31 protein-coding genes are annotated in these 25,260 nt (G+C 61.8%); 29 read left to right on the top strand and 2 right to left on the bottom strand.

The window, feature by feature from the left end:
* Positions 1–104 precede the first annotated feature (104 nt).
* The 3 genes from H7847_RS15255 (at position 105) to H7847_RS15245 (ending at position 3,342) form a co-directional block, all read left to right on the top strand.
* Positions 105–770, top strand: a complete 666-nt coding sequence (locus tag H7847_RS15255; protein ID WP_227270341.1) for an HAD-IA family hydrolase — start codon at positions 105–107, stop codon at positions 768–770.
* A 47-nt stretch (positions 771–817) separates the two neighbouring features.
* Entirely contained in the window at positions 818–2,014 is a 1,197-nt protein-coding gene (locus tag H7847_RS15250) for a DegT/DnrJ/EryC1/StrS family aminotransferase (RefSeq protein WP_227270340.1), read from the top strand.
* Between the two features lie 164 nt (positions 2,015–2,178).
* Complete coding sequence (locus H7847_RS15245) at positions 2,179–3,342, top strand: acyl-CoA dehydrogenase family protein (protein WP_227270339.1); 1,164 nt, start codon at positions 2,179–2,181, stop codon at positions 3,340–3,342.
* Between the two features lie 52 nt (positions 3,343–3,394).
* Here H7847_RS15245 and H7847_RS15240 read toward each other — a convergent pair whose 3' ends face one another.
* Positions 3,395–4,000, bottom strand: coding sequence for an OmpW/AlkL family protein (locus H7847_RS15240; RefSeq protein WP_227270338.1), 606 nt, complete (start codon positions 3,998–4,000; stop codon positions 3,395–3,397).
* Positions 4,001–4,123: 123 nt separating this feature from the next.
* On the opposite strand from H7847_RS15240, the gene H7847_RS15235 reads away from it, so the two are divergent.
* The 8 genes from H7847_RS15235 to H7847_RS15200 all read left to right on the top strand — a co-directional run bounded on the left by H7847_RS15235 (position 4,124) and on the right by H7847_RS15200 (position 11,550).
* The gene (locus H7847_RS15235; protein ID WP_227270337.1) at positions 4,124–4,444 is read left to right on the top strand and encodes a hypothetical protein; all 321 of its coding nucleotides are present in this window, start codon (positions 4,124–4,126) and stop codon (positions 4,442–4,444) included.
* Between the two features lie 30 nt (positions 4,445–4,474).
* Positions 4,475–6,079 carry a carboxyl transferase domain-containing protein gene (locus H7847_RS15230; protein WP_227270336.1) on the top strand — a complete coding sequence of 535 codons (1,605 nt, stop codon included), beginning with the start codon at positions 4,475–4,477 and terminating at the stop codon, positions 6,077–6,079.
* Between the two features lie 78 nt (positions 6,080–6,157).
* On the top strand, positions 6,158–6,556 hold the full coding sequence (locus tag H7847_RS15225; protein ID WP_227270335.1) for an ASCH domain-containing protein: 399 nt from the start codon (positions 6,158–6,160) through the stop codon (positions 6,554–6,556).
* The gene (locus H7847_RS15220; RefSeq protein WP_227270334.1) at positions 6,553–7,242 is read left to right on the top strand and encodes a hypothetical protein; all 690 of its coding nucleotides are present in this window, start codon (positions 6,553–6,555) and stop codon (positions 7,240–7,242) included. The genes H7847_RS15225 and H7847_RS15220 overlap by 4 nt, the downstream gene beginning before the upstream one ends.
* A gap of 3 nt (positions 7,243–7,245) precedes the next feature.
* Positions 7,246–9,195 carry an ATP-binding protein gene (locus H7847_RS15215; protein WP_227270333.1) on the top strand — a complete coding sequence of 650 codons (1,950 nt, stop codon included), beginning with the start codon at positions 7,246–7,248 and terminating at the stop codon, positions 9,193–9,195.
* Positions 9,192–9,857, top strand: coding sequence for a glutathione S-transferase family protein (locus tag H7847_RS15210; RefSeq protein WP_227270332.1), 666 nt, complete (start codon positions 9,192–9,194; stop codon positions 9,855–9,857). The genes H7847_RS15215 and H7847_RS15210 overlap by 4 nt, the downstream gene beginning before the upstream one ends.
* A 28-nt stretch (positions 9,858–9,885) precedes the next feature.
* Positions 9,886–10,758 carry a hydroxymethylglutaryl-CoA lyase gene (locus tag H7847_RS15205; RefSeq protein ID WP_227270331.1) on the top strand — a complete coding sequence of 291 codons (873 nt, stop codon included), beginning with the start codon at positions 9,886–9,888 and terminating at the stop codon, positions 10,756–10,758.
* A gap of 9 nt (positions 10,759–10,767) precedes the next feature.
* A complete protein-coding gene (locus H7847_RS15200) occupies positions 10,768–11,550 on the top strand; it encodes a crotonase/enoyl-CoA hydratase family protein (RefSeq protein ID WP_227270330.1) in 783 nt (260 codons plus the stop codon).
* A 79-nt stretch (positions 11,551–11,629) separates the two neighbouring features.
* Here H7847_RS15200 and H7847_RS15195 read toward each other — a convergent pair whose 3' ends face one another.
* Positions 11,630–12,136: a fasciclin domain-containing protein gene (locus H7847_RS15195; RefSeq protein WP_227270329.1), complete on the bottom strand. Its 507-nt coding sequence runs from the start codon at positions 12,134–12,136 to the stop codon at positions 11,630–11,632.
* A 349-nt stretch (positions 12,137–12,485) separates the two neighbouring features.
* Here H7847_RS15195 and H7847_RS15190 point away from each other — a divergent pair, with 349 nt between their 5' ends.
* From H7847_RS15190 to nuoH, 18 genes are all read left to right on the top strand, one after another.
* Positions 12,486–12,851, top strand: a complete 366-nt coding sequence (locus tag H7847_RS15190; protein WP_227270328.1) for an NADH-quinone oxidoreductase subunit A — start codon at positions 12,486–12,488, stop codon at positions 12,849–12,851.
* 394 nt (positions 12,852–13,245) lie between these two features.
* Positions 13,246–13,779, top strand: a complete 534-nt coding sequence (locus H7847_RS15185; protein WP_227270327.1) for a NuoB/complex I 20 kDa subunit family protein — start codon at positions 13,246–13,248, stop codon at positions 13,777–13,779.
* 41 nt (positions 13,780–13,820) lie between these two features.
* Positions 13,821–14,438: an NADH-quinone oxidoreductase subunit C gene (locus H7847_RS15180; protein ID WP_227270326.1), complete on the top strand. Its 618-nt coding sequence runs from the start codon at positions 13,821–13,823 to the stop codon at positions 14,436–14,438.
* Positions 14,439–14,612: a hypothetical protein gene (locus H7847_RS15175; protein WP_227270325.1), complete on the top strand. Its 174-nt coding sequence runs from the start codon at positions 14,439–14,441 to the stop codon at positions 14,610–14,612.
* Positions 14,612–14,815, top strand: coding sequence for a hypothetical protein (locus H7847_RS15170; protein WP_227270324.1), 204 nt, complete (start codon positions 14,612–14,614; stop codon positions 14,813–14,815). Before H7847_RS15175 ends, H7847_RS15170 begins: the two co-directional genes overlap by 1 nt.
* Positions 14,812–16,035: an NADH-quinone oxidoreductase subunit D gene (locus H7847_RS15165; RefSeq protein WP_227270323.1), complete on the top strand. Its 1,224-nt coding sequence runs from the start codon at positions 14,812–14,814 to the stop codon at positions 16,033–16,035. Before H7847_RS15170 ends, H7847_RS15165 begins: the two co-directional genes overlap by 4 nt.
* A gap of 302 nt (positions 16,036–16,337) precedes the next feature.
* Positions 16,338–17,417, top strand: a complete 1,080-nt coding sequence (gene nuoE, locus H7847_RS15160; RefSeq protein WP_227270322.1) for an NADH-quinone oxidoreductase subunit NuoE — start codon at positions 16,338–16,340, stop codon at positions 17,415–17,417.
* 29 nt (positions 17,418–17,446) lie between these two features.
* Positions 17,447–18,094 (top strand): hypothetical protein, encoded by a 648-nt coding sequence (locus H7847_RS15155; RefSeq protein WP_227270321.1) that lies wholly within the window; start codon positions 17,447–17,449, stop codon positions 18,092–18,094.
* 24 nt (positions 18,095–18,118) lie between these two features.
* On the top strand, positions 18,119–18,367 hold the full coding sequence (locus H7847_RS15150; protein ID WP_227270320.1) for a DUF5337 domain-containing protein: 249 nt from the start codon (positions 18,119–18,121) through the stop codon (positions 18,365–18,367).
* Positions 18,368–18,380: 13 nt separating this feature from the next.
* Complete coding sequence (nuoF, locus tag H7847_RS15145) at positions 18,381–19,676, top strand: NADH-quinone oxidoreductase subunit NuoF (protein WP_227270319.1); 1,296 nt, start codon at positions 18,381–18,383, stop codon at positions 19,674–19,676.
* On the top strand, positions 19,676–20,095 hold the full coding sequence (locus H7847_RS15140) for a hypothetical protein (protein WP_227270318.1): 420 nt from the start codon (positions 19,676–19,678) through the stop codon (positions 20,093–20,095). Before nuoF ends, H7847_RS15140 begins: the two co-directional genes overlap by 1 nt.
* Positions 20,088–20,588, top strand: coding sequence for a DUF3291 domain-containing protein (locus tag H7847_RS15135; protein WP_227270317.1), 501 nt, complete (start codon positions 20,088–20,090; stop codon positions 20,586–20,588). Before H7847_RS15140 ends, H7847_RS15135 begins: the two co-directional genes overlap by 8 nt.
* Before the next feature lie 4 nt (positions 20,589–20,592).
* Positions 20,593–20,919, top strand: coding sequence for a hypothetical protein (locus H7847_RS15130; RefSeq protein WP_227270316.1), 327 nt, complete (start codon positions 20,593–20,595; stop codon positions 20,917–20,919).
* Positions 20,920–20,992: 73 nt separating this feature from the next.
* A complete protein-coding gene (locus tag H7847_RS15125) occupies positions 20,993–21,400 on the top strand; it encodes a DUF5333 domain-containing protein (RefSeq protein ID WP_227270315.1) in 408 nt (135 codons plus the stop codon).
* A gap of 40 nt (positions 21,401–21,440) precedes the next feature.
* Entirely contained in the window at positions 21,441–23,456 is a 2,016-nt protein-coding gene (nuoG, locus tag H7847_RS15120; protein WP_227270314.1) for an NADH-quinone oxidoreductase subunit NuoG, read from the top strand.
* 8 nt (positions 23,457–23,464) lie between these two features.
* Complete coding sequence (locus H7847_RS15115; RefSeq protein ID WP_227270313.1) at positions 23,465–23,836, top strand: hypothetical protein; 372 nt, start codon at positions 23,465–23,467, stop codon at positions 23,834–23,836.
* Complete coding sequence (locus tag H7847_RS15110; RefSeq protein ID WP_227270312.1) at positions 23,833–24,216, top strand: hypothetical protein; 384 nt, start codon at positions 23,833–23,835, stop codon at positions 24,214–24,216. Before H7847_RS15115 ends, H7847_RS15110 begins: the two co-directional genes overlap by 4 nt.
* Before the next feature lie 6 nt (positions 24,217–24,222).
* Positions 24,223–25,260: an NADH-quinone oxidoreductase subunit NuoH gene (gene nuoH, locus H7847_RS15105; protein WP_227270311.1), complete on the top strand. Its 1,038-nt coding sequence runs from the start codon at positions 24,223–24,225 to the stop codon at positions 25,258–25,260.

Below are 25,260 nucleotides of genomic sequence, written 5' to 3'. Positions count from 1 at the left end.
TATCCGCTTACACGGGCGGCGCAAGGCGCGGTGGATCAAAGAAGGTTGCGGGTTGCAACAAACCGCAGCGGTCTTTTGCTGAATATGGGAGCCTTTGAGGCAGTATGAAAACGGTTATCTTCGATTTGGATGGAACGCTTGCGGACACCAGTGGCGATCTGATTGCGGCGGCCAACCAGTGCTTTCGCCAGATGGGGGCCGGGGACATGCTGGACCCGGCGCGGGATCAGGGCACGGCCTTGCGCGGCGGGCGGGCGATGCTCAAGCTGGGGATGACACGCCTTGGGCGCACCGAGCAAGACCCGGAGATCGATCGGTATTACCCGGTTCTGCTCGAGGCTTATGGTCAGGAGATTGACAGGTATACTGTGCTTTATCCCGGCGCGATGGCGGCGATCGAGAGGCTGAAAGGGAAAGGCTACGGTGTGGGCATCTGCACCAACAAGCCCGAAGCGCTGGCGGAGGTGCTGTTGCAACGGCTTGGTGTGCGCGCCGCCTTTGCCTCGCTGGTGGGGGCTGACACGCTGCCGGTGCGCAAGCCCGACCCCGCGCCTCTTTTTGAGGCGGCGCGGCGGGCGGGGGGTGACCCGAAACGCTGCACGCTGATTGGCGATTCCGACACCGACCGCAATACCGCGCGGGCCGCAGGTGTGCCCAGCGTGCTGGTGACTTTCGGGCCTGCGGGCGGCGATATGGCGGTCCTGCAGCCGGAAGCCTTGCTGCAGCGCTACGAAGATTTGCCTGATCTTGTAGATCACCTGCTGGCTTGACGCTTGCGGTACCTGACCCCAATGTTGACGGAAACGGAGGGTGCGCGATGACCGAGGTCTTTGAAGGCAGTTTTACCCAACAGGAACCGATCCCGGAGGCCGGGATCGAAGCGGCTTTGGCGGTCCTGCGGCATGGCCGGTTGCACCGATACAATACGGTCGCAGACGAGATCAGCGAAACAGCACAGCTGGAGCAGGAGTTTGCAGCTTGCGTTGGGGCGAAATACTGCCTCGCTGTCGCCTCCGGTGGGTATGCGATGGGAACGGCCTTGCGGGCGCTGGGCGTCAAGCCGGGCGACAAGGTGCTCTCCAACGCGTTTACGCTGGCACCGGTACCGGGGGCGATTGCCTCGGTGGGGGCGGAGCCGGTGTTTGTCGGGGTGACCGAGGACCTGACCATCGACCTTGAGGACCTGCAGGCCAAGATCGGACAAGCGCGGATGCTGTTGCTGAGCCACATGCGCGGGCATATCTGCGACATGGACCGGCTGATGTCGATCTGTGATGCGGCGGGCGTGCAGGTGATTGAAGATTGCGCCCATACCATGGGGGCTGCGTGGAACGGTGTGCCCTCCGGGCGGCATGGGGTGGTGGGGTGCTATTCCTGCCAGACCTACAAACACGTCAATTCGGGCGAAGGCGGTTTCTTGGTGACCGACGACGTGGCGCTGGCCGCCCGCGCGGTGATGCTGTCGGGGAGCTATATGCTTTACGAGCGGCATCTGGCCGCCCCGCCGCCGGAAGCCTTTGCCACCATCCGTTATGAGACCCCGAATATCTCGGGCCGGATGGACAACCTGCGGGCCGCGATCTTGCGGCCTCAGATTGCGGATCTCGAGACGCAATGCGCGCGCTGGAACGAGCGCTATCTGCGGCTTGAGGCGGGCCTGCGGGACACGCCTGGCCTGACGGTGATCGAGCGCCCGCCGCAAGAGACGATGGTGGGGTCTTCGATCCAGTTCCTGCTGCTCGACTGGCCTGGTGATGCGGTCCAGGAGGTTGTCCGGCGGTGCGGCGCGCTCGGGGTGGAGTTGAAGTGGTTCGGCGCGGCGGAGCCTGTGGCGTTCACCAGCCGGTATGATAGTTGGCGGTATGCCGACACCCCGCCAATGCCAAAGTCGGATCGCGTGCTGGCAGGGGTTGTGGACATGCGGGTGCCGCTGACCTTCTCGCTGGAAGACTGTGACCTGATTGCGCGGATCATTCGCGCGGAAGTCAGTGCGGCGTTCCAGAGGGCTGCGTGATCCGGCGGCGCGCGCGGCGGGGCCGCGCGCATTCTATTGTGATGTTTGGGCCGCTGGCCCAAAAGGCCGCCGCCGCTCTGCTTGACCGGGATCATGCTTGGGGGTTAGGATATGAACGCTTGTTCAATAAATCTGGTCCGGTCACCTGCCGAAGAGGAGTTTTCATGTTCAGCGCCACGATGACCTTCGATCTGGGGGAGGACGTAAACGCCCTGCGCGACATGGTGCACCGTTGGGCGCAGGCGCGTGTGGCCCCGATGGCCGCAGAGATAGATACAAAGAACGAGTTCCCGGCCGCGTTATGGACCGAGATGGGAGAGCTTGGCCTTTTGGGGATTACCGTTGAGACAGAGTATGGTGGGGCGGGCATGTCCTATCTGGCGCATACGGTGGCGATAGAAGAGATCGCCCGCGCCAGCGCGTCGGTGTCGCTGTCCTATGGCGCGCATTCGAACCTCTGTGTCAATCAGATCAAACTGAACGGCACGCAGGCGCAAAAGCAAAAGTACCTGCCGGGGTTGATTTCGGGGGCTCATGTGGGCGCGCTGGCCATGTCGGAGGCGGGCGCTGGTTCTGATGTCGTCTCGATGAAGCTGCGGGCCGAGAAGCGCAACGACCATTACCGGCTCAACGGCAACAAGTATTGGATCACCAACGGCCCGGATGCCACCACGCTGGTGGTTTATGCCAAGACGGATCCGGAGGCGGGCTCCAAAGGGATCACCGCTTTCATCATTGAAAAAGACATGGTTGGATTTTCCACCTCACCACATTTTGACAAGTTGGGGATGCGGGGATCGAACACGGCGGAGCTGATCTTTGAGGATGTGGAAGTGCCCTTCGAGAACGTGTTGGGCGAGGAAGGGCGCGGCGTCGCGGTGCTGATGTCGGGCCTCGATTACGAACGGGTTGTGCTGGCGGGGATTGGTACGGGGATCATGGCGGCCTGTCTGGATGCGATCATGCCCTATCTTGCGGAGCGCAGGCAGTTCGGTGAGCCCATCGGCAGTTTCCAACTGATGCAGGGCAAGATCGCCGATATGTATACCGCGATGAATTCGGCACGCGCCTATGTGTACGAGGTGGCCAAGGCCTGCGATCGCGGGGATGTCACGCGGCAGGATGCGGCGGCCTGTTGTCTCTATGCCTCCGAGGAGGCGATGAAACAGGCGCATCAGGCGGTTCAGGCGATGGGGGGGGCCGGGTTTCTGAGCGACGCACCCGTGGCACGGCTGTTTCGGGATGCAAAGCTGATGGAAATCGGCGCCGGTACATCCGAAATCAGGCGGATGCTGGTCGGCCGCGAGCTGATGGCGGCAATGGCCTGACCCGATGGTAGCCCCCGGATCAGGCAAGCGGTTTGGCGCTTACGCGCGCGACTTAGAAGCGATGCACGTAGGCCACGCCGATCAGGATCGGGTCAATCTCGGCCTCACCGATCTTGGTCCCGTCAAGCTCGACGTCACTGTCGATGTCGAACCAGCGCACGTTGAAGCGGAGTGCTCCGGTATCGCTGATCTGGTAGTCCAGACCGGCTTGCACCGAAACACCGATGGAATCATCCAAAGACAGTTCACCGAGGTCGGAGTCCTCCTCGAAAAAGGTGGTATAGTTGATGCCCGCACCGACATAGGGTTTCCACGCCGTATTGGTCGGGAAATGGTAGTTCAGCGACAGGGTGGGCGGCAGGTGTTTGGTGCTGCCCGCATCGCCAATTCCCTCGATCGAGATATCATGCTCGAACGGCGTGGCGACCAGCAGTTCGATCCCCAGGTTGTCGCGGATGAAATACTCTGCGGTAAAAATCGGGCGGGTGTTGTCGTTGATGCTGGCCTCGCCGCCAGCGATGGTGCCATTGTCGGATTTCGGATCGACGTTGCCGAAGCCGACCCCGAACGTCCAGTCGCCTTGAGATTGCGCAAGGGCAGGGCCTGCCGCGAGCGCAAGCGCGCTGGTCAACAGGAGGGCTTTAACAGTATGTTTCATGTCTCTTTCTTGCCTTTTCACATTAAGCAACACGGTTCTGACAGACCGGCGGCAGGGGGTCTTTGACATGGGTCAATCGACTTCGCAGAAATTTGTGTTTTTGCCCCAAACCGGCGCGAAATAATGCCGCGGTGGCTTTGGTTCATGCCGTTGGGGGCGCTGATGGTGGTGCTGGCGGCCTGGGGCTTTCGTCTGGGTTGGATTGCTGCGACCATCACCGAGACGGATGTGATCGATGCCTACACCGTACGGTACCTTGAGACGCAGGGTCCGGAGGCACGCCCGACGGATTGTTCCGCGCAGCCGGGGCAGGATGCCGCCGTCTGGATTGTCGTGAGCTGCGTGACCCGCAGCGCGGAGCGGATCGACTACCCGGTGGACCGGATGGGGCGACTTTTGCACCTCAGCCCGTCTGCGGTCCCACCGGAGGCGCCGCAGACATGAGAACCGCCAAGAAACGGCAAGGATAGTGAGATGAAACTGACGTCGCAGGCCGTGATCGGATCGGATGCCTACAAGGCCAACCGCGCAGCCCATCTGCAGGCGCTCGAAGAGATCACCGCCGTGGCGCGGGCCGCTGCCACCGGGGGGGGCGAAAAGGCGCGGGCGCGCCATCTCAGCCGGGGCAAGATGCTGCCGCGTGATCGGGTGGCGGGGCTCCTGGATCCCGGCAGCCCGTTTCTGGAGATCGGGGCGACCGCGGCACATGGGCTCTACGCGGGCGCGGCGCCGGCTGCGGGTGTGATCGCCGGGATCGGGCGCGTGCAGGGCCGCGAGGTCATGGTGCTGTGCAATGATGCCACCGTGAAGGGGGGCACCTATTATCCGATGAGTGTGAAAAAGCATCTGCGCGCGCAGGAGATCGCGCAGGAGAATCATTTGCCCTGCGTCTACCTTGTCGACAGTGGCGGCGCGAACCTGCCCAACCAGGATGAGGTGTTCCCCGACCGGGATCACTTTGGCCGCATCTTTTACAATCAGGCGCGGATGAGTGCGGCAGGCATTGCGCAGATTGCCGTGGTCATGGGCTCTTGTACCGCCGGGGGGGCCTATGTGCCCGCGATGTCGGATGTGACGATCATCGTCAAGGATCAGGGGACCATCTTTCTGGCAGGGCCGCCTTTGGTCAAGGCCGCCACCGGCGAGGTGGTCAGTGCCGAAGATTTGGGCGGCGGCGACGTGCACACGCGCCTCAGCGGCGTTGCGGACTACCTGGCAGAGGATGACAGCCATGCCTTGGCCTTGGCGCGCGACGCGGTCGGCGCGCTCAACCGCCGGCCCGGTGAGACGCTGGACTGGGCGACCCCCGAGGACCCGGCCTATGACCCCGAGGAACTGCTGGGCGTGGTGCCTGCCGACCTGCGCACGCCCTATGACATCCGGGAGGTGATCGCACGTCTTGTGGATGGCTCGCGGTTTGACGAATTCAAGGCGCGCTTTGGCGAGACGCTGGTCACCGGGTTTGCGCATCTCAAGGGCTGTCCGATCGGCATCATCGCCAACAACGGTGTGCTCTTTTCGGAGGCCGCCCAGAAAGGCGCGCATTTCGTGGAATTATGCAGCCAAAGGGGCATTCCGCTGGTCTTTCTGCAAAATATCACCGGCTTCATGGTGGGCCGGCAGTATGAGAACGAGGGTATCGCGCGCCATGGGGCCAAGATGGTGACCGCGGTGGCCTGCACCAATGTACCCAAGGTGACCATGCTGGTCGGCGGGTCGTTCGGCGCCGGGAACTACGGTATGGCCGGGCGGGCTTACTCGCCCCGTTTCCTATGGACCTGGCCCAACAGCCGCATTTCGGTCATGGGCGGCGCGCAGGCGGCTGGTGTTCTGGCAACCGTCAGGCGAGACGCCCTGGAGCGGGCGGGCGAGAGCTGGTCGGCCGAGGAGGAAGCCGCCTTCAAGCAACCCACCATCGAGATGTTCGAAGCGCAGAGCCACCCGCTATATGCTTCCGCACGGCTCTGGGATGACGGTATCATCGATCCGCGTAAATCGCGCGATGTGCTGAGCCTGTCGCTTTCCGCAGCATTGAACGCCCCGATTGAGGAGACCCGTTTTGGCGTATTCCGCATGTAGCCCCTACCGCGCGTTGCCGTCATCGCGCCGCAACGCAAAACGCAGGTCAGCGCGATGATAACCCTTCGGGAGGCGAGATTGAAATTTTCCGATGCCGAAACCTATACGTTCGGGGATACAGAAGCCTTGTGCAACGAGCTGCTGGCGCTGGTGCGGTCGGGAGCGAAACGCGCGACATGCGGGGCAATCGCTGACTTTGAGGATGGAAAAGAAGCGATGCCGGTTGTGGGGCGGACCGATATTTCTCTGCACTGGGATGGCACGCCCGCCCTGGCGACCCGCACGGTTGAGCTGCGCGCGACGACCTGGGAGACAATGACCGCAGAGATGGCTCTTGCGGAAGGCGAGGATGAGACGCTGCAGGGATGGCGCACGGGCCACAAGCGCTATTTCATGCGGCAGGGCATTTTTGCCCCCGATATGAAATTGATCTGGGAGCGTTTCGAGGTGATCGAGGATTTCGGAGAGGCCCCGTGAAAGGCATCAGGTCGATCACCGATCGGATCACGGGCAGCGTCAGCGGGCTCAAGTTACCGTCTCTGGGGCGCGAGGTGGAACTGCCTGTCTACGTGATTCACAACAGTCCGGATGTCGAAGACTACTTCTTCATCTTCGATTTCGAAGATTTCGTGGAGCAATCGCGCCAGGGCTGGTTCGTGCGGCCCAAGCTGCGGCTTTGGGCCGGGCGGTCGGATTTCAACCGGCGGGCCTTTGCGCGACAGTTCCGCATCAGCTTTGCGCAGGAATTCGAGATGGCCCGCGCCGAGCTTGCCGCGCAGAAAGAGGTCAAGACCGGCTGGTTTGGCGGGTTGCCGGGCTTTTTCCGCGACATTGCCGCCCCCACCTTGCCGGGTGTTATGTCGAATCTCGTGCTGCTGGTGGCGCTTTCTGCGGGCAGCAAGGTGCTGAGCCAGATCCTGCCCGCAGGGTGGATGCGGCGCAAGACCGATGCGCAAAAGCTCGAAGACGGCATTCAGGAAACCAGGACAAAGGTCGACGAGGCTCTCGGCCAGATCGAGATCACCCTGCATATGGATCTCTATCGCCATGCCTGGCGCGGCCAGCCGCCGGGGCGGTTGACCGGGGTGGACTACGACGCCTGGCCGCTGCCACGCTATGTGCAGCAACATCTGATGGACGGAACCTCGGGCTCATGGTGGTGAGATATGTTTGACACGATTCTGATAGCCAACCGGGGCGAGATTGCCTGCCGGGTGATCGAGACAGCACAAGCCATGGGCGTGCGGTGTGTGGCGGTCCATTCCGACGCGGATGTTGGGGCGAAACACGTGGCGATGGCGGATATCTCGGTACACATCGGTGGGCCTGCACCCGCCGAAAGCTATCTGCGCGGCGATGTGATCGTTCAGGCGGCCCTTGACACCGGCGCGCAGGCAATTCACCCCGGCTACGGCTTTCTCAGCGAGAATCCGGCCTTCGTGGAGGCGGTTGAGGCCGCCGACCTGGTCTTTGTCGGCCCCTCTGCCGCAGCGATCCGGGCGATGGGTCTGAAAGACGCTGCAAAGGTCCTGATGGTCAAGGCGGGGGTGCCCGTGGTGCCCGGCTATCACGGCTCGGATCAGGACGACGCGCTGCTGGCGGCGGAAGCGGGCAGGATCGGCTACCCGGTGCTCATCAAAGCGGTTGCGGGCGGGGGTGGAAAGGGGATGCGTCTGGTGGCGGCAGCGGCGGAATTTCCGGACGCCCTTCACGCCGCCCGCGCCGAGGCACAGACCGCCTTTGGCAACGCGGATGTGCTGATCGAGAAATACATCATGCAGCCACGCCATATCGAGGTGCAGATCTTTGGCGATGGCGAAAAGGCGATACACCTCTATGAGCGCGACTGCTCGCTGCAGCGGCGTCACCAAAAGGTGATCGAGGAAGCTCCGGCGCCGGGCATGACATCGCAGGTTCGAGACGCGATGGGGGTCGCCGCCGTCCGCGCGGCCGAAGCCATCGGCTACAAGGGCGCGGGCACGGTGGAGTTCATCGTCGACACCGCCCAAGGGCTCCACCCCGACGGGTTCTATTTCATGGAGATGAATACGCGCCTGCAGGTCGAACACCCTGTCACCGAAGCGATCACGGGCATCGATCTCGTGGCGTGGCAGTTGCGGGTGGCCGCAGGCGAAGGTCTTCCGACCGCGCAGGAGCAACTGTCCATCAACGGGCATGCCTTCGAAGCGCGGCTCTACGCCGAGGATGTGCCCGCCGGGTTCCTGCCCGCCACCGGCACTCTGGGTCACGTCGCTTTTCCCGCCGATATCCGTGCGGACAGCGGCGTGCGCAGCGGTGACGCGATCAGCCCGTTCTACGATCCCATGATCGCCAAACTCATCACCCACGGCCCATCCCGCGCCGTCGCCCTGTCGCGGTTGCGGCAGGCGCTTGCGGGCTGCCAGATTGCCGGCAGCGTGACCAATCTGGCCTTTCTGGGTCAGCTTGCGGCCCATGAGGGATTTGCTGCCGGGCAGGTGGACACGGGCCTGATCGCGCGCGACATCGACAGCCTGACCGCCCCACCTCCGGCAGAGCCACGTCACTGGGTTACGGCGGCGATGGCCTTTCTGGGGCTCGACAGACCGCATGATCTGGCAGGGTTTACGCTCTGGGACCCGCTCGTTCAGCGGATCGAGTTGCGCCACGCAGATGACGCCCTGACGCTCAGCGTGGCGGTGCTCAACCCGGACCATCAGGCGTGGAAGGTTGCGGATATCACCGTGCGCGCAGAGCGTGTTGCGGGCGTCTGGCGCATCGCGGGCCGGGCGATAGCCGATGTCTGCATTGACGGCGATCAGGCCACCGTCTTTGACGCCTACGGTCTGATCTTTGACCGGATCAACCCGCTGGCGGTGGCGGCAGATCAGACGGCGGACAAAACGCTCATCGAGGCGCCGATGCCGGGGCTGATAAAACGGGTGGCGGCGCAAAAGGGGCAGGCCGTCGGCAAAGGTGACCGGCTGGTGCTCCTGGAGGCGATGAAGATGGAGCACGCGCTGCTGGCGGCCCGCGACGGGGTTGTGGCGGAGGTTCTGGCCGCCGAAGGGGATCAGGTCGCCGCCGGGGCACCCTTGATCCGGCTGGAACAGGATCCGGAGGAGGACACCGCATGATAACCCTCCACCACTGCCCGCAGACGCGGTCCATGCGGACGCTGTGGTTGCTCAACGAGCTGGAGGTGCCGTTTCAGCTGCGCAGCTACCCGTTTGACCGCACCCTGCGCAGCCCGGAGTTCCTGTCGCTGTCGCCTGCCGGGCGCGTGCCCGCGCTTGAGATCGAGGGCGAGCGGATGTTCGAGACCGGTGCCATCACGGAATACCTCTGCGAACGCTTCAGCCCAGACGGGTTGGGCCGCGGCCCGGGGACGCCTGACCGGATGACCTGGCTGGTCTGGGTGCATTTCGCCGAAACCCTCAGCCAGCACACGGCCGCCCTGACCCAGCAGCATGTCGCCCTTTTCGAGGACCACATGCGCAGCCCGATTGTGATGAAGCTCGAAGCTGCGCGGGTCAGAAAGTGCTTTGATGCCATCGAGGCGCGGCTCTCCACGCCCATCGAAAACCGCGATCATCTGCTGACCTCGGGGTTTTCGGCGGCGGATATCTCTGTGGGGCAGGCGGTCTACATGGCGCAGCATTTCGTCGCGCTGCAAGACCATCCGGCGCTGGCAGACTGGTACGCCCGGATCACGGCTCGGGCGGGCTTTGAGGCCGCGCTGCCCCGGGGGGATGGCATTTATGCGCAAGACTTTTACCCGCCCTGGCCCTTAGAGTGAGCGGTATCAGCATGGGGGAGACGCCGATATGAGCTTGGGACAATGCGAGATTTTTGAGGTCGGGCCACGGGACGGTCTGCAGAATGAGCCCGGTGAGATTGCGCTGGAAGACAAGATCGCGCTGATCGATTGTTTGAGCCGGGCCGGTTTTCGCCGCATGGAAGTGGGCAGTTTTGTCTCCGCCAAAAAGGTGCCGCAGATGGCAGGTTCAGGCGATGTGCTGGACCGGATCGCGCGCCAGGCGGGCCTGCGATATGCGGCTTTGACCCCCAACATGCGCGGCTTTACGGATGCGCGGGCTGCCGGAGCGGATGAGGTTGCGGTCTTTGCCTCCGCTTCCGAAGGGTTTTCCAGAGCCAACATCAACGCCAGCATCGACGAAAGCCTCGACCGGTTCGTGCCGATCCTGGAGGAAGCGCGCCACATCGATGTGCCGGTGCGCGGCTATGTGTCCTGCGTGGTGGTCTGCCCCTATGATGGCGTTGTGACGCCCGCGCAGGTGGCCTGCGTGGCCGACAGGCTTTTTGCCATGGGCTGTTATGAGATCAGCCTCGGCGATACGACCGGTGCGGGGACCCCCGACAGCATCGCGCGCATGCTGCTGGCGGTCCGTGACGTGGTGCCTGTGGGCCGTCTGGCCGGGCATTATCACGATACCAATCGGCGCGCGCTGGAAAACATCGATGCCTCGCTCAGCCTGGGTCTTCGTGTCTTTGACGCGGCGATCGGCGGTCTGGGCGGCTGCCCCTTTGCGCCGGGATCATCGGGCAATGTCGCCACCGAAGCGGTCGCGGCGCATCTGGCCGCATTGGGCTATGACACCGGCCTCGACGCGACGATTCTGGCAGAGGCCGCGCAGATGGCCCTGGCGCTGCGTGCCGCTGCCGCTGCAACCCCCTAGAGGTTTGAGATGTTTGACACGATTACCCTTTCGACCGACCCGCGCGGTGTCGCCACGCTGACCCTCAACCGGCCGCAAAAGCACAATGCCATTTCGGCGCGGATGATCGAGGAATTGACGGCCGTCGCCGCTCAACTGGCCGCGGATGAGGACGTACGGGTTGTTACGCTCGCCGCTTCGGGGACTTCTTTCTGTGCCGGGGGCGATCTGGGCTGGATGCGCGACCAGTTGGGGATGGAGGCCGAGACCCGTGCGGCAGAGGCGCGCAAGCTTGCCAGCATGCTCGGCGCGCTCAACAGCCTGCCAAAGCCACTGATCGGGGCGGTGCAGGGTAACGCCTTCGGCGGTGGTGTCGGGCTGGCCTGCGTCTGCGATGTGGTCATTGGCGTCGATCATGCAAGGTTTGGCTTGACCGAGACGCGCCTGGGATTGATCCCGGCCACGATTGGGCCCTATGTGCTCGCGCGCATGGGCGAAGGGCGCGCGCGGCGCGTCTTCATGTCGGCACGGCTGTTCGATGCGTCAGAGGCTGTCGATCTGGGCATTCTGGCCAAATCGGTTCCGGCCGAGGCACTGGCGGAGACGGTCGAGGCGGAAGTGATCCCCTATCTGGCCTGCGCGCCGGGGGCGGTGGCTGCTGCCAAAGAGCTGGCCCGCAGGTTGGGCGGCACGGTCAGTCAGGAGATGATAGAGCAGTCCATCGAGGCGCTGGCGGCCCGCTGGGAAGGGCAGGAGGCGGCGGAGGGCATTTCGGCCTTCTTCGAAAAACGCAAAGCCGCCTGGATGCGCTGACGCAGGACGGGCAGAAACACTAGAATGAAGAAACCCGCAGGCTTTCGCCTGCGGGCCCGAGGAAAGTCCTTGGGCTGCCTTAGTCGGGCAGGAGGACTTTGTCGATGACGTGGATCACACCGTTGCTTGCCAGGATGTCGGCCGCCGTCACATTGGCGTCATTGACCCGCACAGCCGCTGCAAGCTTGCCGCCGCGACCGTCCACACGAACGGTCTGACCATTGACGGTCGTCACATCCTGAACCTGGCCCAGAACGTCACCCGACTGGATGGCACCAGGTACGACGTGGTAGGTCAGAATGCTTACAAGCGTCTCCTGGTTCTCGGGCAGCAGCAGGTTCTCTACTGTACCCTCAGGCAATGCCGCAAAGGCTGCATCTGTCGGTGCAAAGACAGTGAAGGGGCCGGGACCGCGCAGTGTCTCTTCAAGACCTGCGGCCTGAATCGCCGCCACGAGTGTATTGAAGTTGCCGTTCGCGGCGGCAATATCGACAATATCATTGCCCGGGTCAGTCTGCCCGCAGGCCGCAATGGTGGCAAGTGCGCCAGCGGCGATCGTGGCTTTCAGTGCAAAACGTCTATTCATGGTGTTCTTCTTTCCTTCATGTCGAAGTGAGGTAACGCCGCGCGCCATTCACGAAAAGGCGCGCACCGGCACCGGATTAACTTTTAGTTTACGATGCAGATACACATTTGGATCAGAATGTTGTGATTTACAAAAAGGTGCGCAAGATACCGCTCAGAGACAGCGGCAGCTGCACATCGTTCCGTTTGGACTGGCCGTTCCGGGCAGCCTTTGACCAGGTCATAAATCCATGCCATGGCACGCGTTGCTTGGTTGACCCTGTTTCGGCATCGGCGTAAAGAAATTCAATGCTGCACATTCGGTGCGGCCACAACAGTGCTGTGCGGCAGTGCAGGTAAGGAGCCACACCTTGGACGAGATGCTGCGGGAATATCTGCCAATTCTGGTTTTTCTGGGCGTGGCCATTGGCCTGGGCCTCGTGCTGATCCTGGCGGCGGTCGTGCTGGCGGTGCGCAACCCGGACCCTGAAAAAGTCTCGGCCTATGAATGCGGGTTCAACGCATTTGACGATGCCCGGATGAAGTTCGATGTGCGCTTTTATCTGGTCTCGATCCTGTTCATCATCTTTGACCTTGAGATTGCGTTTCTGTTCCCCTGGGCCGTGGCGTTCAAAGACGTCAGCATGGTCGGGTTCTGGTCGATGATGGTGTTCCTCGGCGTGCTGACCATCGGCTTTGCCTATGAGTGGAAAAAGGGCGCGCTGGAGTGGCAATAGCCTCCGGCTGATCCCGCACAGCATGTAACAGGGCCCTGCGGGGCCCTTTTTGCCGGCCAGCGCCTGTGCTTTTGACAGTCGCGATGTCTCTCGGGGATTGCACGCTGCCCGTTGCCGCATGTGCAGCCTCTGTGCCCGATGCGCGGGCCTTCCCATCCCGTGCGGCACGGACCTTGGTTGTCGTCTCATGCGGCCTGGAAGACTTGTAAAGAATTGAAACCATTTGACTTTACATGCTGCAGCGCGCGTGTGGCATGTCATCATTTCCATGCGCGACCAAAGGTAACAGCGATGCGATGATGCGTTGAACTCTTTGGCCTGCTGAGCTAAAAGATCAAAGACCGGGGTGTTACCCCAAGTGCGCAAAATAATTAACGTTTGGAGCAAAACGCAAATGTCCGTTGCAACTGGCTTGAACACAGCTGGGCTTGACCGTGATGTCGCCACCCAAGAGCTGAACCGCGAGCTGCAGGACAAGGGCTTCCTGCTGACTTCGACGGAAGATATCATCAACTGGGCCCGCACCGGCAGCCTGCACTGGATGACCTTTGGCTTGGCTTGCTGCGCGGTGGAGATGATGCATACCGCGATGCCGCGCTATGACATGGAACGCTTTGGCACCGCGCCGCGCGCCAGCCCGCGCCAATCCGACCTGATGATCGTCGCGGGCACGCTGACCAACAAGATGGCGCCTGCCCTGCGCAAGGTTTACGACCAGATGCCGGAGCCGCGCTATGTGATTTCCATGGGCTCTTGCGCCAACGGGGGCGGGTACTACCATTATTCCTATAGTGTTGTGCGCGGCTGTGACCGCATCGTGCCGGTGGACGTCTACGTGCCGGGCTGCCCGCCGACGGCGGAGGCGCTGCTTTACGGCATCATGCAACTGCAACGCAAAATTCGGCGCACCGGCACCATTGTCCGTTAGCAGGGCAGGGTGCGGCCCCCGCGCAATCAGAGAGGACCTGGATGTCTGACCCCTTACAAGAACTTGGCACCTATATCGAGGCAAAGCGCACCGACTGCGTGCTCGCCTGGGATGTGACCCAGGATGAGTTGAATCTTGACGTGACGCCCTCGAACATCGTCGGGCTGATCGAGTTTCTCAAGACAGATGCGACCTGCCGGTTCTCCACGCTGGTGGACATCACCGCGGTGGACTACACCGGTCGGGCCAAGCGGTTCGACGTGGTCTACCACCTGCTGTCGATGTATCAGAACCACCGCATCCGCCTGCGGGTCAGCATCCGCGAAGATCAGATGCTGCCCTCGATCATCTCGGTGCACCCCTCGGCCAACTGGTTCGAGCGTGAGGTCTTCGACATGTTCGGCATCCTCTTCTCGGGTCACCCGGATCTGCGGCGCATCCTCACGGATTACGGCTTTCGCGGGCACCCGCTGCGCAAGGACTTTCCGACCACGGGCTATACCGAAGTGCGCTATGACGAGGCGCAGAAGCGTGTGGTCTATGAGCCAGTCAGCCTCGTGCAGGAATACCGGCAGTTCGACTTCATGAGCCCCTGGGAGGGGGCGGAATACATTCTGCCCGGCGATGACAAGGCGGACGACAAGCAGGAGGCCAAGTAGGTGGGTGGCTTCTGGTGGCTGGTCCTGTCGGCGCTCACGGCCATCCCGATGGTCAAGCTGCTGCCGTTCTTCGGCATCAACAAATACTGGGCGGCGGCCTGCCTCATCCCGCTGGGCACGATTGCCCTGCTGTGGTGGATGGGTCTGAAGCTGCAAGAGCTGGAGAAGCGGTGATGGGATTTGACCTCGGGCTTCCTTCGGTAGTTCTAGTGTTCATGATGGCTGCAGTATTTGCGACGCCAATATGGATGCTGTTGCCGAAATTCGGAATGTCAAAGTGGTGGGCGATTCTGGCAGTCAATCCGGCTTTTGTTTTCATATTCTGTTGGATTTTTGCATTTCGTGATCCGGTTCAAACAACGGAGGAACGCGCATGATGGACGGCTCCAAAGGTTTTGAAGACGCCCTCACGGGCGAGCAGAAGATCCGCAACTTCAACATCAACTTCGGGCCGCAACACCCCGCAGCCCACGGCGTGCTGCGGCTGGTGCTGGAGCTTGACGGCGAGATCGTCGAGCGCTGTGACCCGCATATCGGGCTGCTGCACCGGGGCACCGAGAAGCTGATGGAGAGCCGGACCTATCTGCAAAACCTGCCCTACTTTGACAGGCTCGATTACGTGGCGCCGATGAACCAGGAACACGCCTGGTGTCTGGCCATCGAAAAGCTGACAGGCGTTGAAGTGCCGCGCCGCGCATCGCTGATCCGGGTGCTCTTTTGTGAAATAGGCCGGGTGCTCAATCACATCCTCAACATCACCACGCAGGCGATGGACGTGGGCGCGCTCACCCCGCCGCTCTGGGGCTTTGAGGAGCGTGAAAAGCTGATGGTCTTCTATGAGCGGGCCTGCGGGGCACGGCTGCATGCTGCCTATTTCCGGCCCGGTGGGGTGCATCAGGACCTGCCGCCCGAGTTGATCGACGACATCGAGACCTGGGCGCATGAGTTTCCCCGTGTGATCAACGATATCGACGGGCTTTTGACAGAAAACCGTATCTTCAAGCAGCGCAACGCCGATATCGGCGTGGTCACCGAAGAGGAAATCCTCGACTACGGCTTCTCCGGCGTGATGGTGCGTGGGTCCGGTCTGGCGTGGGATTTGCGCCGCGCCCAGCCCTATGAATGCTACGACGAGTTCGACTTCCAGATCCCCGTGGGCAAGAACGGCGACTGCTATGACCGCTATCTGGTGCGTATGGAAGAGATGCGCCAATCTGTGGGCATCATTCTGCAAGCCGTCGAGAAACTGCGCGCGCCCGAGGGGCAGGGCGACATTCTGGCCCGCGGCAAGATCACTCCGCCCAGCCGCTCCGATATGAAGACGTCGATGGAAGCGCTGATCCACCACTTCAAGCTCTACACCGAAGGCTTCCACGTGCCCGAAGGCGAGGTCTACTGCGCGGTCGAGGCGCCCAAGGGCGAGTTCGGCGTTTATCTGGTGGCCGACGGCACCAACAGGCCCTACCGCGCCAAGATCCGCGCGCCGGGCTTTTTGCACCTGCAGGCGATGGACCATATGTCGCGCGGCCACCAACTGGCTGACGTTGCTGCCATCATCGGCACCATGGATGTGGTGTTCGGGGAGATTGACCGATGACCGGCAGGTTGATTGCCCTGACACTCTGTATCGCTGTGGCGCTTGTCGTGAAATTTCATGCGCCCATGAGCGGCTCAGATGCGCCCGATGCCCGGCAGGCCGATGGCACTACATGCGACAGACCGAGACTCTGGACCAACCCGCAGCCAGGCGCGGAGTGTTATAAGGTGCCGAAGCTTTGCCCTGACGGTAGTGCGGAGTGTGAGATCGCACCCCGCCTTTGGACAAACTCCGACCCCAAACGCGCTGTTGAACGCCTCTAATGACATCGATGTGCCGCAGGGCGCGCAAAGGACACCGAAATGCTCCGCAGACTTCATCCCGACCAACCTTCAAGCTTTGCTTTCACACCCGCCAACCAGGCTTGGGCGGAAGGGCAGATGACCAAATACCCCGAGGGGCGGCAGGCCTCGGCCATTATTCCGATCCTTTGGCGGGCGCAGGAGCAGGAGGGCTGGCTTTCCAAGCCCGCGATTGAAACGGTCGCGGATATGCTGGATCTCAGCTACATCCGGGCGCTGGAAGTGGCGACGTTTTACTTTATGTTCCAGCTCCAACCCGTTGGTGCCATTGCCCATATTCAGGTTTGCGGTACAACGTCCTGCATGATCTGCGGCGCGGAAGACCTGGTGGCGGTCTGCAAGGAAAAGATCGCCGCCGAGCCACATCAATTGTCTGTGGACGGGAATTTCTCATGGGAAGAGGTGGAGTGTCTTGGATCGTGTTCGAACGCCCCGATGGCGCAGATCGGCAAAGACTACTACGAGGATTTGACGGCCGCGCGCCTGGGGGAGATCATTGACGAGTTGGCAGCGGGCAAAGTGCCCGTGCCGGGGCCGCAGAACGGACGCTACGCGGCAGAGCCGCTCAAGGGGCTGACCAGCCTCACCGACTATGACAGCGGCAAAACACAGTACAATGCCTCCGTCCAGCTGGCGGTGGATCTGGGCGATACGGTCAAGCGTATCGACGGGACCGAAGTGCCCCTGCGGATGCCCTGGCAGGGCGCAAACGAAAATGCAGCCCCGGCCCCCAAGCCCAAAGCGAAAAGGAAACCTGCGCCGGAGCAGGTGACCGAGGTGCCCGCAGGCGTGAAACCCGGCACGCTGAAAGGCCCGCGCGAGAACGGGGCGGATGATCTCAAGCTCATCAAGGGGATCGGCCCCAAGCTTGAGGGGATGCTGAATGACATCGGCATTTATCATTTTGACCAGATTGCAAGCTGGTCCGAGGATGAAGTGGCCTGGGCGGACGAAAGCTTTGTGGGGTTCAAGGGCCGCGTCAGCAGAGATGGCTGGGTCGCACAGGCCAAAGCCCTTGCTGACGGGCAGGACACAGAATTTTCCCAAAGGGCGGAAAAAGACGGTATTTATAAAAAGTGATTGCGTAAATAACCGAAAGAGAGGCCGCTATGGATAGCAACAAAGGAATGATTGGAATGGCGATTGGCAGCTGGCTTGTGGCATTGGCCGGCGGCACTCTGGCCGGCACGCTGCTGTGGGTGCTGGGGGAAAACTGGAGTTTCCTGCAGGGCGCCTTTGTTGGATTCCTGGTCTTTCTCATTTTTGGCGGCATCATCAGCTTTGTGATGACGCGTCCGTTGCCCGGTCCGGGCGAGGTCAAGCTGAACACACCGGCGGCGCCTGAAAAACCCGAAGCGCCAGCGCCGAAGGCCGCCGCACCGGTTGCCGCTGCCGCCCCGGCGGCGGTAAAAGCTGCTGAAAAACCGGCACCCGCGAAAGCGCCGGCTGCAAAGTCGCCTGCCAAGCAGGCGACGCCCGCGAAGGCGAAACCCGCTGCAAAAGAAACAGATGCGCGACCCGCGCTGATGCGGGATGCCCCGGAGGGTGGCCAGGCGGACGATCTCAAGAAGATCAGCGGCGTCGGCCCCAAGCTGGAGCAGACCCTCAACGAGCTTGGCATCTGGCATTACGAGCAGGTCGCCAAGCTGAAAAAGAAAGATATCGCGTGGGTGGATGAGCGCCTGCGCTTCAAAGGACGTATCGAACGGGACGACTGGGTCGGTCAGGCCAAGGCGCTGGCAAAAGCCAAAGGCTGATCCAAGACGAAGCTAGGAGGCTTCATGAGTGCGCAAGAACAATCGGCCGAGGCGCGGGAGCGTGCCTTGGCCGCCAAAGGACGGATGGTCAGCCTCGTGATTGTGGGGACCATGGTGCTTTGGATGCTGTCGTTGTGGCTGGCGCCCAAGATCGGGCTAACGTCAAGGCAGTCGATCCTCATTGATCTCTTCGCTCTGGCGGCCCTCTTGTGGTCGTTTATCGTCTCGATGCAATTGAAACGTGCGCGCAAGGCCGCGCGCGAGGACAGGTAAAAGGGGAAGCGGTATGCTTCAGGATAAAGATCGCATCTTTACCAACATCTACGGGATGCATGACCGCACGCTCAAGGGCGCGCAACAGCGCGGCCATTGGGATGGCACAGCGGGCATCATCCAGAAGGGTCGGGACTGGATTGTGGACCAGATGAAAGCCTCTGGCCTGCGGGGCCGGGGCGGTGCTGGCTTCCCGACCGGTCTGAAATGGTCGTTCATGCCCAAGGAAAGTGACGGGCGGCCCGCTTACCTGGTGGTCAATGCCGACGAATCCGAGCCGGGCACCTGCAAGGACCGCGAGATCATGCGCCACGATCCGCATACATTGGTCGAGGGCTGCCTGATTGCCTCTTTCGCGATGAATGCGCATGCCTGCTACATCTACATCCGCGGCGAATACATCCGCGAGAAAGAGGCGCTGCAGGCCGCGATTGACGAGGCCTATGATGCCGGGCTGGTGGGCAAGAATGCCGCAGGCTCCGGCTGGGATTTCGACATCTACCTGCACCACGGCGCGGGCGCTTACATTTGCGGTGAAGAGACCGCCCTGCTGGAAAGCCTCGAGGGCAAGAAGGGCATGCCGCGCATGAAGCCGCCGTTCCCGGCGGGCGCCGGGCTCTACGGCTGTCCGACCACGGTGAACAACGTCGAAAGCATCGCCGTTGTGCCCACGATCCTGCGGCGCGGGCCGGAGTGGTTTTCAAGCTTTGGGCGCGCCAACAACGCAGGGACGAAACTCTTTGCGATTTCGGGCCATGTGAACAATCCCTGCGTCGTCGAAGAGGCGATGTCGATCAGTTTCGAGGAGCTGATCGAGACCCATTGCGGCGGTATTCGCGGCGGCTGGGACAATCTCAAGGCCGTCATTCCGGGCGGGTCCTCGGTGCCGCTGATCCCCGGCAAGGACATGAAAGACGCGATCATGGATTTCGACTACCTGCGCGAGCAGCGGTCGGGTCTTGGCACGGCGGCGGTGATCGTGATGGACAATTCGACGGATGTGATCAAGGCGATCTGGCGTCTGTCGAAGTTCTACAAGCACGAGTCCTGTGGCCAGTGCACGCCCTGCCGCGAAGGCACGGGCTGGATGATGCGGGTGATGGACCGGCTGGTCACCGGTGAGGCGGAGGTCGAGGAGATCGACATGCTGCTCGATGTGACAAAGCAGGTCGAAGGCCACACGATCTGCGCGCTTGGTGATGCTGCGGCCTGGCCCATTCAGGGCCTGATCCGCCACTTCCGCGACGAGATCGAGGACCGGATCAAGCACAAGCGGACGGGCCGCGTGAGCGCTGTGGCGGCGGAGTGATGATACAACTCTGGCCAGGTACAGCGGCGTTGCCGTGCGCTTTGATCTTAGTCGGTGGCGCCGCATTCGCGCATGGTATCCACATTCCTGAACCGTGTGGAACTGGCGAATACACCCATCTATCCGGCGCTGCTTTTTCATGGGATGGTTCCGAAGGTCATATTGTGATTGATAGTATTCCGATCTCGGAACAACGCTTCGAGTTTGTGCTGTCTTTTGACGTGTTGCTTGATGAGCGGCACGCCGATGGGCTGTCGCATTTCATGATTTATGTAACCTGCCAAAGATTCAATATGTTGCCTGGTCCCGTTGAACTTGTTGAGCGTTTGCCAAACGGACTGGACTTCCGGTTTGGGGGTTTGTGCACAGGCGAAGTAAAAACGCCTGACGAAGTATGCGGCGAGGAAGTTCATGGTTGAACACGCCAAACACCTCGCCGAACTCAACGTAGGCCGCCTTGCCGCCCCAACGGATGATCCGCGTGTCGCGGAGTTCATGGCGAACCTCGACCGGATCAATGGGCTGGGCAAGCGCATGCCGGGGTTCGTCTGGATGATGGAAGGCTCGGGCGCGCCGGGCACCGGGAATACGGAAAACGCCATTGATGGCGATCCGCTCTATGTCTCGAACCTCACGGTTTGGGAAAGCGTCGAGGCGCTGGAGCAGTTTGTCTGGGGCACGATCCACAAGCAGTTCTACGCGCGCCGTCAGGAGTGGTTCGAGGTGCTCGGAGAGATGCATTTCGTGATGTGGTGGGTGCCCGAAGGCCATGAGCCGACGCTGGACGAGGCGCTGGCGCGGCTTGAGCACTTGAGGCAAAACGGCGACAGCGATCACGCCTTTGGGTGGTCTTATCTGAAAGAGGCCAGCAGGTGGAAGGACAACCGGTGCCCCCCGGTTGCAGCGGAGTAAGAACATGCGCGCAGTAGCAGCCTTGACACTCATAGCGCTTGCGCTGACGGCCTGTGGTCCGGATGATGACGATGTCGCGTTTGATGGTGTTTTTTTTAACACGAGACTCAACACGGAGCGCGGCAACCGTCAGGATTTTGTCGTGACAGCGCGTCCGGCGTCTGCCTCTTTGACAGGCGCACGGGAGGCGGCGCGCTATGAGGCGACGATCTATTGTGTCAACCGATATGGACGGTCGGATATCGTCTGGCTTGTGGGTCCTGACAGCCCCGATGAGAGCCTGCCCATCACCGGCGACACGCTGACCTTGCAGGGAAGCTGCCGGGAATGACGCCCCCCGTGGCATATCGTGCGGCATCGGTTCGCGCCAGCGTGCGGGGTCCTGCCGCCAAAGGAGAGATAGAATGCGTGCGGCAATGACAGGCGCAGTGCTGGCCCTTGGGATATCTCTGCCGGGCGGCGTGCTCGCCAAACCGGCGTTGCGCGATGTGCCGCAGATTGACGCCCAGCTTTTCGCCATCGGGCTGGCGCATGAGATTCGCGAGAATTGCCCGACAATATCGGCGCGTCTGTTCCGCGCCCTTGGGGTGTTGCGCGATCTGCAGCGCGAAGCGGCCAGCTTGGGGTATAGTGAAAGCGAAATCAGGACCCATATTGAATCTGATACCGAAAAGGACAGGCTGCGCGCCCGCGCGGCGGACTATATGGCGGCCCGCAATCTGGGCCAGGATGAACAAGGATACTGTGCGCTTGGCCAGGCCGAGATTGCGCAGAACTCACAAATAGGGGCGCTGCTGCGCGCCTCCGACTAACCATTGAGCGCCCGGTGCGCATCAGATAGAGGCACATGATATGAGCGATCTGCGCAAGGTCATAATCGACGACAAAGAGGTCGAGGTCGAAGGGGCGATGACCCTTATCCAGGCCTGTGAAGAGGCGGGCATCGAAATCCCGCGCTTTTGTTACCACGAACGGCTGAGCATCGCGGGCAACTGCCGCATGTGCCTGGTGGAAGTGGTGGGCGGGCCGCCGAAACCTGCGGCCTCCTGTGCGATGCAGGTCAAGGATTTGCGCCCCGGTCCCGAAGGTCAGCCGCCGGTGGTCAAGACCAACTCGCCCATGGTCAAGAAGGCCCGCGAGGGGGTGATGGAGTTCCTGCTGATCAACCACCCGCTGGATTGCCCGATCTGCGATCAGGGCGGCGAATGCGACCTGCAGGATCAGGCGATGGCCTACGGGGTGGATTTCAGCCGCTACCGCGAGCCCAAGCGCGCGACGGAGGATCTGGACCTTGGCCCGCTGGTCGAGACCCATATGACGCGCTGCATTTCCTGCACGCGCTGCGTGCGGTTTACCACCGAAGTGGCGGGCATTCACCAGATGGGACAGACCGGGCGCGGCGAGGATGCGGAAATCACGTCGTATCTGGGGCAGACGCTGGACAGCAATTTGCAGGGCAATATCATTGACCTGTGCCCCGTGGGGGCGCTGGTCTCGAAGCCTTATGCCTTTACCGCGCGGCCCTGGGAGCTGACCAAGACCGAGAGCGTGGACGTGATGGATGCGCTCGGCTCCAACATCCGCGTGGACACGAAGGGGCGCGAAGTGATGCGCTTTCTGCCGCGCAACCATGATGGCGTGAACGAGGAGTGGATTTCCGACAAGACGCGCTTTGTCTGGGACGGGCTGCGGCGGCAGCGGCTGGACAAACCCTATATCCGCGAGAACGGCAAACTGCGGCCCGCAAGCTGGCCCGAAGCCCTGACGGCGGCAGCCCAGGCCATGGCAGGCAAAAAAGTGGCCGGTCTGGCGGGCGATCTCGTACCGGTCGAGGCGGCTTTCGCGCTCAAGCAGCTGATCGAAGGGCAGGGCGGTGTGGTGGAATGCCGTACCGACGGCGCAAAACTGCCCGCGGGCAACCGCAGCGCCTATGTCGGTACCGCCAAGGTCGCAGACATCGATACCGCAAAGGCCATTCTGCTGATCGGGGCAAACCCGGCGGTCGAGGCCCCTGTGCTGAACGCCCGGATCCGCAAGGCGTGGACGCAGGGGGCGGATATCACCCTGGTGGGCCAAGCGGTTGACCTGACGTATGAGCACACGCACTTCGGCAGCGATCGCGCCGCCCTGGGCAAGTTGATGGCGCAGGATCACAGCGCTCTTGAGGAGAAGGAAAGCCTCGTCATCGTCGGCATGGGCGCCCTGCGCGAAACGGATGGGGCCGCAGTCTTGGCCGAGGCCATGGCATTGGCGGAAGCGACCGGTTCGGGCTTCATGGTGCTGCACACGGCAGCCGCGCGGGTTGGCGCGCTCGACATCGGTGCGGTGAACGAGGGGGGCATTGAGGCGGTGTCAGAGGCGGAGGTAATCTATAACCTCGGCGCGGATGAGGTTGAGATCGCTGACGGCTCTTTCGTGATTTATCAGGGATCCCATGGGGATCGTGGCGCACACCGGGCCGATATCATTCTGCCGGGAGCGGCCTATACAGAGGAACCGGGGCTTTTCGTGAATACCGAGGGGCGTCCGCAACTGGCCCTGCGCGCAGGCTTTGCCCCCGGAGAGGCCAAGGAGAACTGGGCGATCCTGCGAGCGTTGTCGGCCGAGATGGGTGCGCAGCTGCCCTATGACAGCATCGCGCAGCTGCGTCAGGCGCTGGTCAAGGAGGTGCCGCATTTGGGGCAGGTCGATCAGGTGCCGCAGAACGAGTGGCAGCCGCTGGAGCCAGGAGATCTGGGCGAGGGGCCATTCCCTGAAGCGATCACGGACTTCTACCTGACCAATCCGATTGCCCGCGCTTCGGAACTGATGGCGGAGCTGTCGGCCAACGCCAAGGCGCGTCGGCAGGAGGCAATGGCGGCGGAATGACAAGTTGTATGAAAATGACCCGTTTGGGTTTGATTGGTTTCTTTTTCTTGCTCTCAGGCTGTGCAAGCCAGGTCATGCAGGGTTACGTTGGTGGTTCGATCACGGAACCGATGCTTGACTACGGCCAACCATCGGGGGTTTTTGATTTGCCAGACGGAGCAAGAGCATTCCAGTGGAATATCACTGACTCTGGTGTTATCCCTGTTAGTACACCGTCCACGACCAATATCTACGGATCGGGCGGCTGGGCAACAGCGACGACGACCTCGACAACTTACCAGCCCTATTCTCAGGAGTGCGTTTACACTCTGTTGGCCAGGCCGCAGGGCGACGATTGGATTGTGACGGGTTTTCGAAAACCAAGGCTGGCGTGTGAATGACCCGCCTTGTGCTGATATCCCCCCTCGCGCTTGCAGCCTGTGCGCAACCGGTGCCCACGGCAGAGGACTTTATACCCGATTATCTGGGCGTTGAGACCACCGCGCTGGATGAAGATCTGGTGCAGGTGAATGTGGCGATGACCAAGGCACAGAGCCAAAAAGATGTGCAGCGCTATGCCGAATGTGCGGCCGCGCGGTATACCCGCGACCGGGGATATGGTTTTGCACGACATTTGCGCACAAATTTGACCAAAGAGGGTGGCGTGTGGGCGGCAGATGCTGTTTACACCATCTCGCCAACCCTGCCTGCCGGGCGCGCTACAATCGACGCCGAAGTCACCGTAGCCGCGTGTCAGGAAAGCGGAATACCGACGGTGTGAGGACCTATGGCTGAATTCTTTACCACTCCTGGCGGCATCGCCGTTCTGATCCTGGCACAGGTGCTGGCGGTCGTGGGCTTCGTGATGGTGTCGCTGCTGTTTCTGGTCTACGGCGACCGCAAGATCTGGGCCGCGGTGCAGATGCGGCGCGGACCGAACGTGGTGGGCACCTTTGGGCTGCTTCAGACGGTGGCCGATGCGCTGAAATACGTGGTCAAGGAGGTCGTCGTACCCGCCGGGGCCGACAAGACCGTCTTTATGCTGGCCCCGATGACGTCGTTTGTGCTGGCACTGATCGCCTGGGCGGTGATTCCGTTCAACGAGACCTGGGTCTTGTCCGACATCAACGTGGCGATCCTCTTTGTCTTCGCTGTCTCCTCGCTGGAGGTTTACGGCGTCATCATGGGGGGCTGGGCGTCGAACTCGAAATACCCGTTCCTGGGCTCCTTGCGCTCCGCGGCGCAGATGATTTCTTACGAGGTGTCGCTCGGGCTCATTATCATCGGGGTGATAATCTCGACCGGGTCGATGAACTTCGGCGGTATCGTGGCCGCCCAGGACGGCGCTTACGGGTTCTTCTCGTGGTACTGGTTGCCGCATTTTCCGATGGTTTTTTTGTTCTTTATCAGTTGCTTGGCCGAAACCAACCGCCCGCCCTTTGACCTGCCCGAAGCGGAATCCGAGCTGGTGGCGGGCTATCAGGTGGAATACTCCTCCACCCCGTTCCTGCTGTTCATGGCGGGCGAATACATCGCGATCTTCCTGATGTGCGCGCTGACCACGCTGCTGTTTTTCGGCGGCTGGCTCTCGCCCATTCCGGGCCTGCCCGATGGCGCGTTGTGGATGGTGGCGAAGATGGCGTTCTTCTTCTTCCTCTTCGCGATGGTCAAGGCGATCACCCCGCGCTACCGCTACGACCAGCTGATGCGGCTGGGCTGGAAAGTGTTCCTGCCCTTCAGCCTCGTCTGGGTGGTCTTCGTGGCCTTTGCCGCCAAATTCGACTGGTTCTGGGGCGCTTATGCCCGCTGGGGAATGGGGGGCTGA

The sequence above is a fragment of the Roseobacter weihaiensis genome (assembly GCF_020622345.1).
GTDB lineage: Bacteria > Pseudomonadota > Alphaproteobacteria > Rhodobacterales > Rhodobacteraceae > Roseobacter > Roseobacter weihaiensis.
This window is presented reverse-complemented; position numbering and strand designations above follow the sequence as displayed.

Excerpts from the sequence above, each read along its gene's own strand:
- H7847_RS15255 (WP_227270341.1), top strand. The coding sequence starts at position 105 with ATGAAAACGGTTATCTTCGATTTGGATGGAACGCTTGCGGACACCAGT.
- H7847_RS15250 (WP_227270340.1), top strand. The coding sequence starts at position 818 with ATGACCGAGGTCTTTGAAGGCAGTTTTACCCAACAGGAACCGATCCCG.
- H7847_RS15245 (WP_227270339.1), top strand. The coding sequence starts at position 2,179 with ATGTTCAGCGCCACGATGACCTTCGATCTGGGGGAGGACGTAAACGCC.
- H7847_RS15240 (WP_227270338.1), bottom strand. The coding sequence starts at position 4,000 with ATGAAACATACTGTTAAAGCCCTCCTGTTGACCAGCGCGCTTGCGCTC.
- H7847_RS15235 (WP_227270337.1), top strand. The coding sequence starts at position 4,124 with ATGCCGCGGTGGCTTTGGTTCATGCCGTTGGGGGCGCTGATGGTGGTG.
- H7847_RS15230 (WP_227270336.1), top strand. The coding sequence starts at position 4,475 with ATGAAACTGACGTCGCAGGCCGTGATCGGATCGGATGCCTACAAGGCC.
- H7847_RS15215 (WP_227270333.1), top strand. The coding sequence starts at position 7,246 with ATGTTTGACACGATTCTGATAGCCAACCGGGGCGAGATTGCCTGCCGG.
- H7847_RS15210 (WP_227270332.1), top strand. The coding sequence starts at position 9,192 with ATGATAACCCTCCACCACTGCCCGCAGACGCGGTCCATGCGGACGCTG.
- H7847_RS15205 (WP_227270331.1), top strand. The coding sequence starts at position 9,886 with ATGAGCTTGGGACAATGCGAGATTTTTGAGGTCGGGCCACGGGACGGT.
- H7847_RS15200 (WP_227270330.1), top strand. The coding sequence starts at position 10,768 with ATGTTTGACACGATTACCCTTTCGACCGACCCGCGCGGTGTCGCCACG.
- H7847_RS15195 (WP_227270329.1), bottom strand. The coding sequence starts at position 12,136 with ATGAATAGACGTTTTGCACTGAAAGCCACGATCGCCGCTGGCGCACTT.
- H7847_RS15185 (WP_227270327.1), top strand. The coding sequence starts at position 13,246 with ATGTCCGTTGCAACTGGCTTGAACACAGCTGGGCTTGACCGTGATGTC.
- H7847_RS15180 (WP_227270326.1), top strand. The coding sequence starts at position 13,821 with ATGTCTGACCCCTTACAAGAACTTGGCACCTATATCGAGGCAAAGCGC.
- H7847_RS15170 (WP_227270324.1), top strand. The coding sequence starts at position 14,612 with ATGGGATTTGACCTCGGGCTTCCTTCGGTAGTTCTAGTGTTCATGATG.
- H7847_RS15165 (WP_227270323.1), top strand. The coding sequence starts at position 14,812 with ATGATGGACGGCTCCAAAGGTTTTGAAGACGCCCTCACGGGCGAGCAG.
- nuoE (WP_227270322.1), top strand. The coding sequence starts at position 16,338 with ATGCTCCGCAGACTTCATCCCGACCAACCTTCAAGCTTTGCTTTCACA.
- H7847_RS15155 (WP_227270321.1), top strand. The coding sequence starts at position 17,447 with ATGGATAGCAACAAAGGAATGATTGGAATGGCGATTGGCAGCTGGCTT.
- H7847_RS15150 (WP_227270320.1), top strand. The coding sequence starts at position 18,119 with ATGAGTGCGCAAGAACAATCGGCCGAGGCGCGGGAGCGTGCCTTGGCC.
- nuoF (WP_227270319.1), top strand. The coding sequence starts at position 18,381 with ATGCTTCAGGATAAAGATCGCATCTTTACCAACATCTACGGGATGCAT.
- H7847_RS15140 (WP_227270318.1), top strand. The coding sequence starts at position 19,676 with ATGATACAACTCTGGCCAGGTACAGCGGCGTTGCCGTGCGCTTTGATC.
- H7847_RS15135 (WP_227270317.1), top strand. The coding sequence starts at position 20,088 with ATGGTTGAACACGCCAAACACCTCGCCGAACTCAACGTAGGCCGCCTT.
- H7847_RS15130 (WP_227270316.1), top strand. The coding sequence starts at position 20,593 with ATGCGCGCAGTAGCAGCCTTGACACTCATAGCGCTTGCGCTGACGGCC.
- H7847_RS15125 (WP_227270315.1), top strand. The coding sequence starts at position 20,993 with ATGCGTGCGGCAATGACAGGCGCAGTGCTGGCCCTTGGGATATCTCTG.
- nuoG (WP_227270314.1), top strand. The coding sequence starts at position 21,441 with ATGAGCGATCTGCGCAAGGTCATAATCGACGACAAAGAGGTCGAGGTC.
- H7847_RS15115 (WP_227270313.1), top strand. The coding sequence starts at position 23,465 with ATGAAAATGACCCGTTTGGGTTTGATTGGTTTCTTTTTCTTGCTCTCA.
- H7847_RS15110 (WP_227270312.1), top strand. The coding sequence starts at position 23,833 with ATGACCCGCCTTGTGCTGATATCCCCCCTCGCGCTTGCAGCCTGTGCG.
- nuoH (WP_227270311.1), top strand. The coding sequence starts at position 24,223 with ATGGCTGAATTCTTTACCACTCCTGGCGGCATCGCCGTTCTGATCCTG.